We start from the raw sequence: 15,578 nt of genomic DNA on the forward strand, positions 1-15,578 counted from the left end.
TGGAGGGCTTTTGAGGTCTTGTTTCCATGATCATTGTTTTTGAGGTGAGTGAATGGAAACCCTCTCTTAATTTACTACTATTCTAGTCCACTTTTCGCTGAAGATTTACAGTTAACAAAAGGGGTAGCATTGCTACCCTTAATTTTGCAATATGGTTATATTTCAGAAAATTGGCAATATTCTTCTAAGAGTCCTCAGGGCTATTTCTGTTCACCGAAAAGAATGCTGCAAATAAATCATGATTGCCGCCTTGAGAACTGGTGCCAATTCTCTTTCCCTGCTTGCGTATAAGCCCCATTAACATACCTTATGTGTTGATGGAAAAATGTACAATTTACCCTGCAACCTTAGCTCCTTTTAATTTTTGCTCTTTTTCTCTCCTCCAATGGCTTGCTGCATTTTGGACAAATACCATCCTTGTTAAGTGCAACTTCCGGGTGCATCGGACAAGTAAACAATTTGGTAACCTCCGCCTTCATCTGCTCCTTAGGCGACCAGTTCATTTTTCTGCCACACTGCGGACATTTACCGGGATCATGGCTCGTCACACTAATGTGTACAGGGCAAGTGTAATTCTTAAGGGCACTTGTTTTCATTTCTTCTTTTGTTGTCAGGGTTAACTCAGTACCACAGGTAGAACATTTGCCAGGCTGATGACTGACTACATCGGAATGCTTTGGGCAAGTATAAAAGGTAGCATGTTGAGAGGTATCAACTTTACCAGCCTTGGTTTGGGCTAAAAGGGTGGCAGAAGAAATTAGTATAGCAACTGCCATAAATAATATCTTTTTCATGAAGTTGGTTTTTAAGAGATTTGTATGTTAAGGTACTCAGCCAATTAACCTTTTCACCTGACTAGCCTCACGCACCTAAGTGACTTAAAGAATAAACCAGCGATGCATTTTTCCGTATTATCCAAAAAGCCCCACTTGGACCGCCAAGCCCGTTCACATTGATACCATTTAGAATTTTCCGCTAGTGCCCCTTGCTTTGGTCTCTGGAAATGTGAAATGAAGAGAACTGATAACACTATAGCTTTAAACCTATTGTACTAACAATCACCGGGGAAACAGATCTATACCTTGGTATGTTACTTTGGTCAAATGATAAATGATCATTTTGGGGAATAAGGCCGAGCTATGGTCTCCAACGATCTTAGCAACAATCACATCATTTTGATTAGCTAGTTACTGGTAGCTGGTATTTTAGTAGAAAATGTTTATACTTTAATGTAATACAACTGAATCTAAATGATCGATGCCTGTAAATAAAACTGAAGGCGCTCTGTACAGGAAGTAAATACATGTGTATTTATTATACATGTATAATTTTAAAAATCAAGCCGTTAAAACTCGTCGGATTTATGCTTCACTGCACTGTATTGAAGTTTTAACCGATCTCCTGTTTGTGGTCCGCGTGATATGCCTTCTTTTCTTGTCCTGTTGATAATGGCTTGGATGGCTTTTGTTTTGCTGTGAAAGGAAACAGAAAGCAAGGATATGCATAAGATTATTCTATTGGGTTTATCAATTACCATTTTGACTTCGTGTGGAAATAATAGCGGTAGTGAATCTACTTCAGCAGGTTCTGCAACTAGTGATCAGTCCAATGCCGCAACCACTTCTGGTGCAGATACTTCTACTACTACATCCGGCTCTACTGCGGGCAACTCATTTCAAGGGGCGATGAATAAAATGATGCAGCAAATGCATAGCATGAAAATGACGGAAGACCCTGACCATGATTTTGCAATGATGATGAAGTCACACCACCAGGGTGCCATTGACATGTCAAATATTGAAATATCACAGGGCAAAAATGAAGACCTGAAACAGGTGGCTCAAAAAATCATTACCGATTCCCAAAAGAATATTGGTGAGTTGGAGAATTTTTTAAGCAGCCATCAGCCTGATAGCAAATCTGATTATGCAAAGCGCACTATGGATAAGATGATGAGTAATGCATCAAACATGAACATGAATCATGGAGGCGACATAGATCAGCAGTTTGCAATGATGATGGCCATGCACCACCAGGAAGGTATTGACATGGCCAGGGATTACCTGAAATCCGCAAAAGAAGAACAGACAAAAAAGGTTGCTAACAGTACCATTAAAGCAAATTCAGAAGACCTCAAAACATTGGAAAAGCATCAGGGTAGCCATTCCTCCGGAACGTCAGGACATGACATGAGCAATATGAAGAGTGGTGATACCGGTGCTACTGCTGACCATTCCGGCCATTAAATTTCTTTACACTGGAATTTGAATGAAAAAGGTTTTGTCAACCATATTGCTGATTTTATATTTCACTTTTAGTGCAGGTGCTACTATGCACCTGCACTTTTGCATGGGTGAATTTGCAGGTATCTCACTTTCGGATACCAATACTGGTACCTGTGGAAAATGTGGCATGGAAAGCCACGATGAAAAAAATGATTGCTGTAAAGATGTACCCGTTTCTTTCAAGATTACAGATGATCAATCTTCCTCTTCCTGTGAACAGATCGTTGATAAGCGATGGATGCTGGTAGAGACGACATTTCCACCATTATATTTTGTCCTGCCGTCCAATCATAAGCCCGAACTCTTTACTGCTTTTTATAGCCCTCCACCAGATTATACTGCTCCCATATATATCCAGACCAGGAACCTTCGTATTTAGACACATCTTCTTTCAATTTTACTACTTAGGTAATCAGGCATTTGAGGTAATTATCTATGTACTGGTATAATCAGGCAATTTCATTGCCTTTATACACCAATGCTTATCACTTTTCCGATAATTTGATTTCAGCCGAAATGACAATAATGACACTCAAACTTTCTAACTATTTCTCTTTGATAACCTAAAAACATAAACAAATGAAAAACACCCTATTTGTTCTGGGATGCTCAATCGTGCTGGCACTTACTGCCTGCGAAAAGGAAGATGCAACAGACCTGGTTTTGCAGTCCCATGACAACAATCGTATGATGGACTCAATGCATGCGATGATGGACCGCATGCATGGTATGACCATGACTAATGATCCGGAGATAGACTTTCCTCGCATGATGATCATGCATCATCAAGGAGCCATTAACATGGGCAATGTGCAGATTCAGGACGGCGAAAACGATTCTTTGAAGCGCTTTTCGCGGAAGATGATCACAGCCCAGCAGATGGAAATTCAGGAACTATCGACCATTTTGACAGGACAGACGGTGAACAATAGTGTGCCAGCCTTTACAATGGAGCAAATGGATCATATGATGAAAATGGACCAGATAGCTGATATTCAGTTAATAACAGGCAATATCGACAATGATTTTGCAACCCTGATGATACAACACCACAATAGTGCTATCGAGAATTCGGAAGCTTACCTGATGTATGGTAATAATGAAGCATTAAAGACCATTGCACGTAAAATGATTGAGGATCAAAAGGAAGAAATCAAAGAATTGTCAGACTGGCTTAAGACAAACAAAAGGTAGGGTTTATACAAAACTATGATTGTAAGATTCTTTTCGGAGATGCCGGCCCAGCTGGGCTGATGGCATTTGCTGCAAACAATTTTTTATTTCAATAAAACCAATTCTTATGTACAAGAAAGCAAATCAGAATTTCAGACTGTTCTCAACAGCATTGATCACCTGCTCGCTCACCTTTGTGAGTTGCCAAAAAGATCAGGATTTTGAAAGTTCGATGAAGGATGTCGGGTTAATTGAAGTAGCAAGTAAAACTGCGTCTAAATCTTCAGATGCAGATAAAGCATTTGATAAAGCTGTGCATCAAATAATGCAGGATATGATGCAGCAGATGAGCAAAATGGAGATGACCTGTGACCCGGATATAGACTTTGCCAATATGATGATCATGCACCATGAGGCCGGCATCAAAATGGCTGACGCAGAACTGAAGTACGGGCACGAGCCTGAGGCAAAGGAACTTGCTGTACAAACAAAGGAAGGCAATGAAGCTAGCAAACAGCGACTGCTTGCTTTTCTGGCTGCTCATCCTAACCCGGAGCCACTTTCTAAAGAACAGTGCAAATTGTTCATGAAGGAAATGGATGAGACGATGCGCATGATGATGCAATGCATGAAAAAAGCTCCAGATACCGAAGACGTTGATGTTGACTTTGCCAACCAGATGATCTGCCATCATCAAGGAGCTATTGCAATGTCCAGAGTAGAGCTTAAATGGGGTAATGATGAAGGGGCTTTGAATGAAGCAAAGATGATTATTGAAGAACAGTCAAAAGAGATTATTGAGCTTTCTGAATTTATCAATGAGCATGGAATTCCTTCAAAAAAAGTAGATGAGCCAAGATGATCTCGTTACCGTCCCTGATAGCTATTCCAGTGATTTATCGCTGCAGGATAAAGTTTTATATGTGCTCTCTTTATTGCAAAGGGCAAATGTAGATGAGGTGGCCATGGAGATAATTGAATTGCAAGGAATTGCTTCAGAAGAGGGTGTTGCAGAAATTACAGCGGCAGTAAACGAGGAGTTACAGCTACTCCATAAAATAGGTGCAGTTAAAATAATTAATGCACCTGAACAAAAATCTCAGTTTATCCTAAAACAGGAGAGATCCAAATAAGTTTTTGAATCATTTCTTAACCATTAAAGTTTAGATTATGGCACACAATCAAATGTACCAGTCGTGTATCGATGCCTGCCTTCGTTGCGCATCTATTTGTGATCATTGCGCTTCTTCGTGTTTGCAAGAGGATGATGTAAAAATGTTGGCGCGCTGTATCCAGCTTGACCTGGAATGCGCTACAATATGTTATACTGCAGCCAAGGTAATGAGTATGGGTGGCCAGACCGCTAAGGAAATATGCCGCATCTGTGCAGACATCTGTGATGCTTGTGGTGCTGAATGTGAAATGCATGCACAACATGGCATGGAACATTGCAGGGAATGTGCAGAAGCTTGTCGCAAGTGTGCTGAAGAATGCAGGCGTATGGCCGGTGCTACCGTTTGAAGTAGATCCTGATAATGCGTGAAGTCCCTTTAGAAAGAAGGTGGTAACCTATTTGGTTACTGCCTCCTTTTCCAACCGCACAAACCAATATTAAATGAAGTATAGCTTCCTCCTGATAAGCCTCTTGTTTCTTGTCCAAGCAATATCAAAAGCTCAACATAAAGGGCACAACTTGAGCACAGGTGACCGGAAGCCTTCGCAGCAAAGAGGTGTTCGTCGCATAGGCCCCATTGTGGAATACCACCTTTATGTAAACGACACCACCGTGAATTTTACCGGCCGCAAGCGAAAAGCACTGGCAATCAACGGCCAGATTCCGGCTCCCACCTTACGGTTTACAGAAGGCGATTCCGCTGTAATCCATGTGCATAATAGGCTTAAAGGAGAAGTTTCCATACACTGGCATGGCGTGCTTCTGCCTAATGAGGAAGATGGGGTGCATGCATTGAACACACCACCCATCCATGAGGGTAGTACGCATACTTTCCGGTTCAGGATTATTCAGAATGGAACGCTTTGGTACCATTCGCATACTGGGTTTCAGGAGCAGGAAGGCTTGTATGGGCCATTGGTTTTTTACCCTGCCGTTCCTGAACGAGAAAGTGGCAAGAATGAGGAAGTCTTACAGATTTCAGACTGGCGGGATGAAAGTGGCAAAAGTGTCATGCGATCATTAAAGCGCCGCAATGAATGGTATGCTATTCAGAAGAAAGGGGTTCAAAGCTGGGGAGAGGCTATTGTAAAAGGGCATTTTGGTGATAAGGTACAAATGGAGTGGACCCGTATGCCGGGTGCCGATGTAAGTGATGTGTACTATCCTGTGCATCTCATGCAAGGCCAACCTGTCCAAACCTTTTCCAAATACAGAAAGGGTGATTCTGTATTGCTGCGGGTGGTAAACGGATCGGCGGCGACCTATTATTGGTTACAGTATTCCGGAGGCAAAATGCGGGTAGTTGCCTCTGATGGAACAAACGTAAAGCCGGTGGATGTAGACAAAGTTCTGATTGCTACGGCCGAAACTTACGATATCATGATCAAAATACCTGACGATGGGCAATATGAGTTCAGGGCTACCGCACAGGATATCACCACCTCTGCTTCCGCTTTCTTTGGTTCCGGACCACAGGTCAGGGCAAAAGACATCCCCAAGCTCGACTACATGGTGCTAATGCGTGAAATGAACCAAATGACCTGGATGATGAAAGGTATGGGCATGAAGATGAAAATGGGTTTATATATGAAGATGAACATGGATAACATGCAAGGCATGAATATGAGCGGCAAGCAAGGAGGGATGCAGGGGATGGGTCACAGGAACATGGAAATGAACGATACCAGTAGGAACAACATGGATCATAAAGAAATGGATACAACTGGACCAAAGATGGACATGGACCATATGGATCATGGAAACATGAGTGGGATGGATACCACAACGCAAAGCAAGGATACAGCGGATATGAACGGCATGGATCACTCTAAAATGCCTGGCATGCAAAAGCAGCCAGCCACAAGGAAGGCTACTACATCAGCCACAAAAAAAGCCACCAAAGCCCCAATAAAGAAAACTGCTACGAAAAAGCCTCCTACAAGGAAACCAACTCCGAAAAAACCCGCAGTTAATAAACCGGCTCCAAAGAAAAAAGATGCAATGGAGGGAATGGATCATAGCAAGCACGGAGGGATGAGCTATGCCCCTGCCAAGCGTTGGAACCTGAACCCTCAAGTCATTTCAGGACTGCTTTTACAGCATAACGACACCGTGCCCAATAAAAAGGAGCAAGGTTCCATGCAGGGCCATGACATGCACAACATGGGCAACTTGAAAATGGATACAGTTTCTAAAAAGATGGAGCCAGCCATGAACCACCAGAATATGCAAATGCCGGGAATGAAAGGTAACAATATGAGTGGCATGCAGCACGGCAACATGAACATGGGGGGCATGCAGGGTGGCAAGCAAAAGAGCACCATCAACCAGCGGGACACCTCCCGGAGCTATATGTTGCAAACCATGATGACCCCAATGCCTATGACTGGTTTTGACTTTCCTCCGGGCAATGGCAATGATGTGGTGCTGGGTTATGATATGCTTGCTTCCGACAGTGGTGCCACCACGCTTCCTCAGGGACGGCCTTGGCGGGAAATTGAAATTACCCTTTCCGGCAATATGCTGCGGTATGTATGGTCGATCAATGGTAACACTTTATCCCAGCAGGATACAAAGATCATGATTCGAAAAGGAGAAAATGTCCGAGTAATCTTTACCAATGCCACCATGATGGAACACCCCATGCACCTGCATGGCCACTTTTTCCGGGTGATCAACAACCAGGGGGCTAATGCACCCATGAAGCATACGTTTAATATCAATGCCATGCATACACAGGTTATTGAGTTTGCAGCCACAGAGGAAAAGGACTGGTTTCTCCACTGCCATACCCTTTACCATATGAATTCCGGAATGGCCACCATATTTAGCTATGAAGGAACGGTTTCCCAGGTTCAACAGGCGCATCCTAAAGAGTTCAGGCAATTTTTAAGAGAGCACGGATCACGCTATTACCCCTGGTCCAATGCAGCCTTCCACTCTCAGGGTACTTTTGGCACTGTAGTAATGTCTGGCGCCAAGTTGCAACTTGATCAGGACTGGAGGTGGGATTATAAAAAAAGTTATGAGTTAGAAACACGGCTGCAGTATTTCCTGGATAAGCGTCAGTACTTCTCGGCATTTGCCGGCTTTGAGTATGAACGGGTAAATGTAAAGAACGGAAAAGTACAGCCGGAGATGGAGCAGGAAAAAGTAGCTGTTGCTGGTTTGCAGTACTTGCTGCCTTTCTTTATTTCTGTTGAAGGCAGAGTGGATCATAAAGGAAAGTTGCGTTTTGAAGCACAGCGGGAGGATTTGCCCCTTACGACCCGTACACGACTGGACTTGCGCTGGAATACTGATAAGGAATATGGCGTAGAGGCAAGGTATATAATTGCTAAATACCTTGCTGTTTCAGCTAATTATGACAGTGATTATGGCTGGGGAGCTGGCTTGTCGATTGTGTATTGATAAAAAATGTAGACAGTTCACTTTATTCGGGGCAGGTAATAACTTCAGTAGCCAGCCCCTCATTTTCAAATGTGTTCATGCCTGACTCGAAATCTTTGACATTAACCATGTGTGTAATGCTGGTATTTTCATTTGCATGCACCGACAGCAGGCAGCATCAGACAGCACCTGTTGAGCCAACAGCGTCTGATCCTTTGAAAAATTCAGTGCGCCCTCCGGAAGTAGAAAACACCATGCTGCTAGCCCAAGCTACCAATAATATGCTGGACAGTCTTCGTTTGAACACCTATACCGGAAATACTGATCTTGACTTCCTTCATATTTTAAAGAAGCATCAGTTGGCAGCCTTAGAAATGTATCAAACCGTGATGAGCAAAGGTAAAAACGTGGAATTGAAAACTATTGCACAAAATATATCAGACTATCTAAGAATGGACATGGACTTACTAGATAAGCAGATAGCAGATACCAATGTTCAAGTAAAGTCAGATTTCAGCGAAAAAGCCTTTATGCTACTCGACAGCCTAACTGCTAACGGTCTTTCGATGCATGGTGCATATTTGGACTTGGACTTTGCGATTATGATGATGCAACACCATCAAAATGCTATTGCTCTTGCTACGCTGTACCGGAAATATGGGAAAAAAAATTACTGTAATTCACGCAGAAGATGATTGCTGCACACATATATGATATTACAAGGCTAAGAAATTGGAAAACCAAAAATTATCCAGGAGTAAGTTGAAACTCCAGCGAAACATCTTGCTTCACTCTTAATGAACACATTTTTCGAAGTCTGGTTGATATCAACAATATAAAAGATGAACAGACCACTTGTAAAAAGAATAACCTTGGCATTGTTGGTCATCTTTGTGTTACTTCAGTTTATAAGACCTAAAAAAAACAATGGGAATGCTGAATCAGACAAAGACTTCACCCACTATGTTCAGGTGCCAGATACGGTTAAGAGCCTATTAAAGACCGCTTGCTATGACTGCCACTCCAATAAAACCAATTACCCCTGGTATTCACAGATCAGCCCTGCCAGCCTTTGGTTGGCCAATCACATTAAGGAAGGAAAGGCGGAGTTGAATTTTTCTGAATTTTCGCAGTATACCAGAAGAAGAATGAAAAGTAAGATGTCTTCTATTGCCGAACAGGTAGAAAACAGGGAAATGCCCTTGAAATCTTATTTGATCATACACAAAAATGCCGAGCTGAGTGATGCGCAAATCCGGCTTATCGTAAGCTGGACCGATAGTGTCAAGACCGAACTGAGCCGAAAGGCATTATGATGCTATGAGTTAATTATATATTAAAAAATGACAATATTTAGATCGGTGGTGTTGGTGATGGGAACAGAATTGCCTTCTTCGCTGTACACGATGATTGCTTCTTGAGGATCTGTTTTTGGTCACCAGGGTGTGAAGAAAACCATGGCTAATAAAAACTCCCAAAAGATAAACAGAATTTATGCATCCCCCACCAGTTCGAGTTTACTGATTCCATAACTGTGTGTATTTTAAGTGTGAATAAATAGGTCTCTCTTATTGCTCAATCTTTTTTTGAGCACGGTAAAACTCAATTGTAAATCTTCAGCGCACAAACGGAACCGAAGAAAGCCAAGAACCCGAGATGGACGGCCCCTACGTCATTACAAGCACCGATGGAGCGTAGAGCGCTTCTTTGAATGGTTGCACAATTATCGAAAATGTGTGGTGCGTTATGAAAGAAAAGCTGACAACTTCCAAGGCTTTCTCTACCTCGCTGCCATCATCATGCTAATAAAATATTTTTGAGATAAGTTCTAGTATTATCAAGCTATCGGGATATTCATTTTTTTAATTGCAATACATCAGGTTTTCGTTACCATATCTACTTTGTGGGCAATCATTTCCTGCAGGCTGATTTGCAGTTTTTTAGGTGAATACCGTGCATGAAAAACATTTTCTTCGCATTTCGATAATGCTCGCTGCTTTCCAGCACCGCTTTTGAAGGAATGCAACCTACGTTAAGGCAGGTGCCTCCCAATGCATTGTACTTTTCGATCATGGCTGTCTTCAACCCCAATTGCCTGCAGCGAATGGCACATACATAGCTGACAGGACCGAAGCCGATAATTATGATATCATAACTTTCCATAATGAAATTTTTTCAATTAGGATTATTTGCTTATTTCTTTCCTTGCATCTTTTAATATGTGGATGCCGCCCCAGATGCTGATGCCAACGACAATAACACCCGCCATCAGGTCCGGAATAGAGGACTTAAAAATCATCACCCCTAAACCAGATACAATAATTCCAAGATTTATCCACATGTCGTTGTCTGTAAAAATGATAGAAGCTTTTATGTGTACGCCAGCCTGCTTTTCACGCTTCAGCAACCGAACTACCCAGTAATTACTTGCTGTATTTATTATGGCAACAATAATCATTGCCCAACCCACAGGTTCAGAGCCTTCTGTAAACTTTTGTATCACATCAATTAAAAGAAGAATGCCGACGCCAATTAGAAAAATACCTGAAAAAGTTGCTGCCCCTACTTTGGCACGAACACTTTTTCCGACAGCATACAAGCTTACCAGGTAAACAGCCATATCTCCTGCGCTATCTAAAGCAGTGCCTAACAAACCGGAGGAACTGATGATAAAACCCACAATGCCTGCAAGGGCGACTTGGGAAAAGTTAATGAGCAATACCTGTATCAGCGTTCGCCGCTCCTTTTTGTTGCTTGGATCGAGTTTTTGTTCTTCATTTTCACCCATATCATTAGCATTTTCTTGTTAATGTATCTTTATTGGGAAACTTTCTTTTCATTTAGTGAGGCCTGGCTTGAAGCGGTAGCATCTACATTTTTAAAAAAAATTTCTGAAATAGTAGCAATGTTATTACACCTGTTGACACCCACACATCAGCTGTATTAAATACAGGAGAAAAGAGCTCGAAATATTCTCCTCCCCAAAAAGGCACCCATTCCGGAAGTGTGGTGCGAATGATTGGGAAGTACCACATATCCACAACATGCCCATACATAAAGTCTGCATATCCGCTTTTCGCTGTAAATGCACGAGCAATATTCTGCGTTACAGGATCACTTTTTTCAAAGATTACTCCATAAAAGAGGCTATCAATCAAATTACCTAAAGCTCCAGCATAAATAAAACCTACACTCACAATAAAACCTGATTGGTATTTCTCACGAATAATTCTTCTCATATAGAAGGTTCCCCATATCACTGCTGCGAGCCGAAATAGGGTAAGAGCAAGTTTTTCAAGATCTCCTTTTCCTAACTTCATTCCCCACGCCATGCCTGGATTCTCTATAAAATAAATGCGGAACCAGTCGAAAACAATGTGTTCTTCACCATAGTAAAAATTGGTTTTGATATAGACCTTGATAACCTGATCTAAGAACACTAAAATCAATATGAGCGATACTACCTTTTTTTCATTCATGACATTTCTCATCCTTACGTAAACAAAAGCACATCTGACATCAAAGCTTATATCTTCATTCTTTGAATGCGTACAGCGTTCATAATGGCTACCAGTGCTACTCCAACATCTGCAATGACCGCTTCCCATAGGTTAGCTACCCCACCAGCTCCTAAAGCCAAGACAATTATTTTTACGGTCATTGCCAGAAATATGTTTTGCCATACTATCTGCCTTGTTAATTTACCTGCTTTGATAGCAGACACAATTTTGGATGGCTGATCATTTTGAATTACGATATCTGCAGTTTCAATGGTTGCATCACTTCCCAGTCCTCCCATTGCGATACCAGCATCCGCTAACGCCACAACAGGAGCATCATTAACACCGTCTCCCACAAATGCAATGCGCCTCCCTTGATCTTTCAGTGCCTGAACTTTCTCCACCTTTCCTTCCGGCAGCAAATCACCATAAGCTTCGTCAATACCAATCCTTTTTGCTACCTGGTCTACCACTGATTGCTTATCTCCAGACAGCATTACAGTTTTGATATTTAAGCTATGCATGTCCTTGATTGCCTGTTCTGCGTCTTCCTTGATTTCGTCTGCTATAGTAATGTATCCTGAATATTGATTATTAATAGCTACAACAACAAGAGTATCAACAATGCTTTCTATTTCCGCCGAATAGGCGATATTAAACTTTTTCAACAGCTTCGCATTTCCTGCTAAAACTTCTTTTCCATTCATTACGCCTTTCATGCCATGACCTGAAATCTCCTCCACATTTTCGGTTCTTACTTCACCAATAACATCGCCTGCGTACTCTGTTACCGCTTTGGCTATAGGGTGTGTAGAGTTCTTTTCGAGTGCAGCAGTAAGCTTCACTAGTTCTTTTTCATCTATGCCTATAGAAACAACCTGCTGCACTCTGAATACACCCTTTGTCAAGGTTCCGGTTTTATCCATCACTACCGCATTTACTTTTGTCATCACATCCAGAAAGTTTCCTCCCTTAAACAAAATGCCATTTCGTGAGGCAAGGCCAATTCCACCGAAATATCCAAGTGGAATGGAGACAACCAATGCACAGGGACAACTAATGACCAGAAATACCAAAGCCCTGTAAAACCAGGTATAAAACAAATATTCATCCACAATAAAATAGGGTACAACCACTAGGGCTAAGGCCAAAAAGAAAACAATAGGTGTATAAACTTTGGCAAAGCGGGATATAAATAGCTGCGTTTGCGACTTACGAGCTGTTGCGTCCTGCACCATCTCCAAAATCTTGCTCAACTTACTGTCTTTAAATGCAGCCGTAACCTTTGCTGTGGAAACAGTATTAAGGTTGATCATGCCTGCCAATACAGGCTCACCTTTGTATTTTGTATCGGGCTTGCTTTCTCCTGTGAGTGCTGCCGTATTGAAAGAAGCACTTTCAGAAACCAATTCACCATCCAAGGCAACTTTTTCGCCAGGTTTCATTTGAATGGTATCGCCCAAATCAACTTCAGAAGGATGAACGACAGTTGCTGCTCCATTACGTAAAACAGTTACTTCTTCCGGGCGAATATCTAACAGTGCTTTGATGCTTGCTTTCGCTCTCTTCACCGCTACGCTTTGAAACCATTCTCCTATACCATAAAAAACCATTACAGCAACTCCTTCGTCATATTCGCCAATCAAGAAGGCTCCAAGAGTAGCTACACTCATGAGGACAAATTCATTGAAGAAATCGCCACGTTTGGATTTACGAAAAGCAAGATCAAGTACTTTGTATCCAGCAAATAAATAAGCGATGCCGTTTATGATAAGTGCAGCAACATTTGGCAGCTCTACCTTAAAACCGTATTCCAAAACCAATACAATAACAAGGATACCCAGCCCTACCAAAAGATTCCAGTTTTCTTTTAAGCCCATATCCACTTTTATCTTTTTAGTTGCCGGATTATTTTGGATATCTCCAGGCAGATTATACCCATCATTATTGGCCTTTTCCTTTTCTTCTCCTGATTCTACGACCTTGGAAAGTTGGTCTAAAGCCAACCCTTTGTTTTCTTGTTCATTTGGTCTTTGTTCCATAAAAAACTATTGAATGAAAAATGTGATGATACCAGTTATAATTAATGTTAAACCAGTTATGATTCCAGCATTATGCTCCCATTTATGCCAATTGAGCTTTAATAAGCCATTATATACGATCCTTACCCATATAAGCATCCCGGCAATGGTGATGACTGAATACAAAATTGCGATCAAAGCCATCACTTGCCAGCCTTTTGTTCCGGCAAGGAGGAAGTAAGCCTCTATCTCCATACAAGGAGAAAGAAACATCGCAATTACCAGCGCCGTAATGATTGATCTTTTGGTTTTCTTTTCTATTTTCTCTTTTTCTACATGAAAATGGTGATGCCTATAGTGTTGTCTGATAAAGTAAAATCCAAGCAAAATGAGTATAGCTGGTGCAATAACATGCGTGAAGCTATCAAGATGGTCCGCCAGTTCTTCTCCAATCAAACCAAGTAGAACACCAATTAGTACCGTGCTGATTACATGCGACAATCCAGATATGAAAGTTATGCGTGTTGTTTCTGCCAGGCTCCATCCTTCTTTTCTACCAATGGCCAATACAGGCAGCCAATGATTGGGAATGACTGCATGCAATAAGCTTATCAATATACTTCCTGTCAAAATCTGAATCATACCTTACGAGTTTTGTAAATAGAAATGCTTCCGCCAATTGTCTTGTACTTCTTTAATTCATTTACCGTAGCAAAACCACTGGTAGAAAGAAACTTCGGGAGTAATCCTTTTACATTGCTAGTCGTTGTTTCAAACCCATCTAGAAACTGAACCCAATAGAACAATAGACGGGATGTTACCGTATCTGGCTTGCCCCAATCTGCTATACAAAATTCTCCGCCTGCTTTTAGCACCCGAAGAACTTCCTTGAATGTTCTCACCTTATCTTCATCTCTAAGGTGATGGAGCATTAAACTACTGGTTATAACATCAAAATGATTGTCAGGAAAAGGAAGTTGGTAGGACATTCCTTTTATCAAGCCAATGTTTAATTTTTGCTGCTCGACCTTGCTTCTAGCTATCGCTAAAATTTTTTCGTCGCCATCAAGACCAACAATGTTTGCTTGAGGATGAGTTTTCTTCATCATAATAGAAAGCGTAGCTGTCCCTGTACCGATATCCAATATTGATTGTGGGTTTTTATTAGAGAAGCTATGAATAAGAAACGATTTCCAAGACCTTTCTTTCAGAAATGCCTGAATTAAAAAATCATAGAATTTGGTAAGCCAGTTATATTTTAATGCTGGGATGTAAGTTGTAGTTGTTGCCATAATTTTAAATTTTAATGTTCATCTTCCTCACCTCCACCTTTTGCTTTCGCTAATAAATAATTTGCACCTTTAACGACCACTTTCGGCTTATCTGGAATTTCACCTACCGTTGTAATTTTTACATATCCCAATTCACTAACTCCCGTAATTATCTCTACCATTTTAAAATGAATAGACTTTTCTGCGCCTTCGTTCTTTTCATTTTCCTCACTTCCTTCTTTTTCTTCGCCTTTCTCCTGTTTTTCACCCTTCTCTGCCTGTTCGGCATTTTCTTTGGCTTCTATTTTCTCTCCTTCTTCATCCACAACAAAAATGTAGCTCTTTCCTTCAGATGTAACTACAGCATCAATGGGCACAGCTGTAACTTGTTCGCTTCCGGTTTGAATAAGTGCTGTAACATACATTCCCGGTATCAATCCAAACGTATTAGCGTTTTCTATCCTAGCATGAGCAATTATCCCTTTGCCCTCATTTTCAAATGATTTGTTGATCCCATAAATGCGTCCAGTAATTTCCCTATTGTTTTGGTTGGCAAGCAGGAATCTTACAGTCTGACCAACTTTTACTCGAAACAAATCTTTCTCATACACGATCAGATCACAGTGTATCTGAGAGTTGTCAATGATTTCCATTGCATAAGCCGGTCAAGGTGACCCATTCAGGCCGGAGCAAACTGACCCACCTTTTTGCTGGCGAGGAGGCCTGTTTTTTTGAGGGATGTGGGCAGTGAAAAAATTATTTTT

General features: G+C 41.4%; 18 protein-coding genes. 10 read left to right on the top strand and 8 right to left on the bottom strand.

All coding sequences use genetic code 11. The features are described 5' to 3' along the window. Positions 1-347: 347 nt before the first annotated feature. On the bottom strand, positions 348-794 hold the full coding sequence (locus DRJ53_RS20510) for a heavy metal-binding domain-containing protein (RefSeq protein WP_114237551.1): 447 nt from the start codon (positions 792-794) through the stop codon (positions 348-350). 705 nt (positions 795-1,499) lie between these two features. Between DRJ53_RS20510 and DRJ53_RS20515 the strand changes: the two genes are divergently transcribed. From DRJ53_RS20515 to DRJ53_RS21925, 10 genes are all read left to right on the top strand, one after another. After that, positions 1,500-2,246: a DUF305 domain-containing protein gene (locus tag DRJ53_RS20515; protein ID WP_114237552.1), complete on the top strand. Its 747-nt coding sequence runs from the start codon at positions 1,500-1,502 to the stop codon at positions 2,244-2,246. Positions 2,247-2,268: 22 nt separating this feature from the next. Continuing rightward, on the top strand, positions 2,269-2,664 hold the full coding sequence (locus tag DRJ53_RS20520; RefSeq protein WP_114237553.1) for an HYC_CC_PP family protein: 396 nt from the start codon (positions 2,269-2,271) through the stop codon (positions 2,662-2,664). A gap of 200 nt (positions 2,665-2,864) precedes the next feature. Next, positions 2,865-3,479 (top strand): DUF305 domain-containing protein, encoded by a 615-nt coding sequence (locus tag DRJ53_RS20525; RefSeq protein WP_114237554.1) that lies wholly within the window; start codon positions 2,865-2,867, stop codon positions 3,477-3,479. Between the two features lie 106 nt (positions 3,480-3,585). After that, on the top strand, positions 3,586-4,320 hold the full coding sequence (locus DRJ53_RS20530; protein ID WP_114237555.1) for a DUF305 domain-containing protein: 735 nt from the start codon (positions 3,586-3,588) through the stop codon (positions 4,318-4,320). Next, positions 4,307-4,591: a hypothetical protein gene (locus DRJ53_RS20535; protein WP_114237556.1), complete on the top strand. Its 285-nt coding sequence runs from the start codon at positions 4,307-4,309 to the stop codon at positions 4,589-4,591. The genes DRJ53_RS20530 and DRJ53_RS20535 overlap by 14 nt, the downstream gene beginning before the upstream one ends. 52 nt (positions 4,592-4,643) lie before the next feature. Continuing rightward, positions 4,644-4,979: a four-helix bundle copper-binding protein gene (locus DRJ53_RS21950; RefSeq protein ID WP_277749286.1), complete on the top strand. Its 336-nt coding sequence runs from the start codon at positions 4,644-4,646 to the stop codon at positions 4,977-4,979. Positions 4,980-5,073: 94 nt separating this feature from the next. Further along, positions 5,074-8,043, top strand: a complete 2,970-nt coding sequence (locus DRJ53_RS20545) for a multicopper oxidase domain-containing protein (protein ID WP_114237558.1) — start codon at positions 5,074-5,076, stop codon at positions 8,041-8,043. 116 nt (positions 8,044-8,159) lie between these two features. Beyond that, positions 8,160-8,717 (top strand): DUF305 domain-containing protein, encoded by a 558-nt coding sequence (locus DRJ53_RS20550; protein WP_114237559.1) that lies wholly within the window; start codon positions 8,160-8,162, stop codon positions 8,715-8,717. Positions 8,718-8,864: 147 nt separating this feature from the next. Then, complete coding sequence (locus DRJ53_RS20555; RefSeq protein WP_114237560.1) at positions 8,865-9,338, top strand: heme-binding domain-containing protein; 474 nt, start codon at positions 8,865-8,867, stop codon at positions 9,336-9,338. Between the two features lie 270 nt (positions 9,339-9,608). Continuing rightward, positions 9,609-9,842: a transposase gene (locus DRJ53_RS21925; RefSeq protein WP_162303951.1), complete on the top strand. Its 234-nt coding sequence runs from the start codon at positions 9,609-9,611 to the stop codon at positions 9,840-9,842. Positions 9,843-9,933: 91 nt separating this feature from the next. On the opposite strand, the gene DRJ53_RS20565 is transcribed toward DRJ53_RS21925, so the two are convergent. The 7 genes from DRJ53_RS20565 to DRJ53_RS20595 form a co-directional block, all read right to left on the bottom strand. After that, positions 9,934-10,185 carry an FAD-dependent oxidoreductase gene (locus DRJ53_RS20565; RefSeq protein ID WP_114237562.1) on the bottom strand — a complete coding sequence of 84 codons (252 nt, stop codon included), beginning with the start codon at positions 10,183-10,185 and terminating at the stop codon, positions 9,934-9,936. Between the two features lie 22 nt (positions 10,186-10,207). Continuing rightward, positions 10,208-10,810 (bottom strand): cation efflux transmembrane domain-containing protein, encoded by a 603-nt coding sequence (locus tag DRJ53_RS20570; RefSeq protein ID WP_114237563.1) that lies wholly within the window; start codon positions 10,808-10,810, stop codon positions 10,208-10,210. Between the two features lie 82 nt (positions 10,811-10,892). Continuing rightward, the gene (locus DRJ53_RS20575) at positions 10,893-11,501 is read right to left on the bottom strand and encodes a lipoprotein signal peptidase (protein ID WP_114237564.1); all 609 of its coding nucleotides are present in this window, start codon (positions 11,499-11,501) and stop codon (positions 10,893-10,895) included. A 47-nt stretch (positions 11,502-11,548) separates the two neighbouring features. Continuing rightward, entirely contained in the window at positions 11,549-13,564 is a 2,016-nt protein-coding gene (locus tag DRJ53_RS20580) for a heavy metal translocating P-type ATPase (RefSeq protein WP_114237565.1), read from the bottom strand. 6 nt (positions 13,565-13,570) lie between these two features. Next, a complete protein-coding gene (locus DRJ53_RS20585) occupies positions 13,571-14,185 on the bottom strand; it encodes a cytochrome c biogenesis protein CcdA (RefSeq protein WP_114237566.1) in 615 nt (204 codons plus the stop codon). Next, on the bottom strand, positions 14,182-14,835 hold the full coding sequence (locus DRJ53_RS20590; RefSeq protein WP_114237567.1) for a class I SAM-dependent methyltransferase: 654 nt from the start codon (positions 14,833-14,835) through the stop codon (positions 14,182-14,184). Before DRJ53_RS20590 ends, DRJ53_RS20585 begins: the two co-directional genes overlap by 4 nt. A gap of 11 nt (positions 14,836-14,846) precedes the next feature. After that, positions 14,847-15,467, bottom strand: a complete 621-nt coding sequence (locus DRJ53_RS20595) for an efflux RND transporter periplasmic adaptor subunit (protein WP_114237568.1) — start codon at positions 15,465-15,467, stop codon at positions 14,847-14,849. Positions 15,468-15,578: the final 111 nt, after the last annotated feature.

The organism is Paracnuella aquatica, from assembly GCF_003332885.2.
GTDB classification, from domain to species: domain Bacteria; phylum Bacteroidota; class Bacteroidia; order Chitinophagales; family Chitinophagaceae; genus Flavisolibacter; species Flavisolibacter aquaticus.

What these genes read in the sequence shown, in the direction of transcription:
- DRJ53_RS20510 (WP_114237551.1), bottom strand. Translation starts at nt 794, where the DNA reads ATGAAAAAGATATTATTTATGGCAGTTGCTATACTAATTTCTTCTGCC.
- DRJ53_RS20515 (WP_114237552.1), top strand. Translation starts at nt 1,500, where the DNA reads ATGCATAAGATTATTCTATTGGGTTTATCAATTACCATTTTGACTTCG.
- DRJ53_RS20520 (WP_114237553.1), top strand. Translation starts at nt 2,269, where the DNA reads ATGAAAAAGGTTTTGTCAACCATATTGCTGATTTTATATTTCACTTTT.
- DRJ53_RS20525 (WP_114237554.1), top strand. Translation starts at nt 2,865, where the DNA reads ATGAAAAACACCCTATTTGTTCTGGGATGCTCAATCGTGCTGGCACTT.
- DRJ53_RS20530 (WP_114237555.1), top strand. Translation starts at nt 3,586, where the DNA reads ATGTACAAGAAAGCAAATCAGAATTTCAGACTGTTCTCAACAGCATTG.
- DRJ53_RS20535 (WP_114237556.1), top strand. Translation starts at nt 4,307, where the DNA reads ATGAGCCAAGATGATCTCGTTACCGTCCCTGATAGCTATTCCAGTGAT.
- DRJ53_RS21950 (WP_277749286.1), top strand. Translation starts at nt 4,644, where the DNA reads ATGTACCAGTCGTGTATCGATGCCTGCCTTCGTTGCGCATCTATTTGT.
- DRJ53_RS20545 (WP_114237558.1), top strand. Translation starts at nt 5,074, where the DNA reads ATGAAGTATAGCTTCCTCCTGATAAGCCTCTTGTTTCTTGTCCAAGCA.
- DRJ53_RS20550 (WP_114237559.1), top strand. Translation starts at nt 8,160, where the DNA reads ATGCTGGTATTTTCATTTGCATGCACCGACAGCAGGCAGCATCAGACA.
- DRJ53_RS20555 (WP_114237560.1), top strand. Translation starts at nt 8,865, where the DNA reads ATGAACAGACCACTTGTAAAAAGAATAACCTTGGCATTGTTGGTCATC.
- DRJ53_RS20565 (WP_114237562.1), bottom strand. Translation starts at nt 10,185, where the DNA reads ATGGAAAGTTATGATATCATAATTATCGGCTTCGGTCCTGTCAGCTAT.
- DRJ53_RS20570 (WP_114237563.1), bottom strand. Translation starts at nt 10,810, where the DNA reads ATGGGTGAAAATGAAGAACAAAAACTCGATCCAAGCAACAAAAAGGAG.
- DRJ53_RS20575 (WP_114237564.1), bottom strand. Translation starts at nt 11,501, where the DNA reads ATGAATGAAAAAAAGGTAGTATCGCTCATATTGATTTTAGTGTTCTTA.
- DRJ53_RS20580 (WP_114237565.1), bottom strand. Translation starts at nt 13,564, where the DNA reads ATGGAACAAAGACCAAATGAACAAGAAAACAAAGGGTTGGCTTTAGAC.
- DRJ53_RS20585 (WP_114237566.1), bottom strand. Translation starts at nt 14,185, where the DNA reads ATGATTCAGATTTTGACAGGAAGTATATTGATAAGCTTATTGCATGCA.
- DRJ53_RS20590 (WP_114237567.1), bottom strand. Translation starts at nt 14,835, where the DNA reads ATGGCAACAACTACAACTTACATCCCAGCATTAAAATATAACTGGCTT.
- DRJ53_RS20595 (WP_114237568.1), bottom strand. Translation starts at nt 15,467, where the DNA reads ATGGAAATCATTGACAACTCTCAGATACACTGTGATCTGATCGTGTAT.